Here is a 527-nt window from a genome sequence, read left to right on the forward strand (position 1 = left end):
ACCCTGCTGGGCCTGCACCCGGACTGCTCGGACTATCTGGGCGTCTATGAGAAATACGGGCTGGTGGGCCCCAAATTCTCCGGCGGCCACGGCGTGTGGCTCTCCAATGACGAGTTCGACCGCATGTCCAAGAAGGGTGCGGCGGTGGTGTTCTGCCCCTGCTCCAACCTGTTCCTGGGCTCCGGCCTGTTCCGCATCGGCCGCGCCACGGACCCGAACTCGCGCGTGCGCATGTCGTTCGGCACCGACATGGGCGGCGGTAACCGCTTCTCCATGCTCAATACGCTGGAGGACGCCTACAAGGTGGGCATGTGCAACAACACGCTGCTGGACGGCAGCGTGAACCCGGCCCTCCAGAACCAGGCCGAGGCCGAGCGCAACAAGCTCTCGCCCTACCGCGCCTTCTGGTCGATCACGCTGGGCGGGGCCGAGGGGCTCTATATCGACGACGTGCTGGGCAATTTCGAGCCGGGCAAGGAAGCCGACTTCGTGGCGCTGGACTGGAATGCCGGCCCCGCGGCAACCGA

The 527-nt window shown here is 66.0% G+C and carries 1 protein-coding gene; it reads left to right on the forward strand.

The annotated features are described in order from the left end of the window. The coding region (locus tag EJJ38_RS04305; RefSeq protein ID WP_164738400.1) for an amidohydrolase family protein at positions 1-527 on the forward strand (527 nt) is incomplete at both ends.

The organism is Aquabacter cavernae (genome assembly GCF_003993795.1).
GTDB classification, from domain to species: Bacteria; Pseudomonadota; Alphaproteobacteria; order Rhizobiales; family Xanthobacteraceae; genus Aquabacter; species Aquabacter cavernae.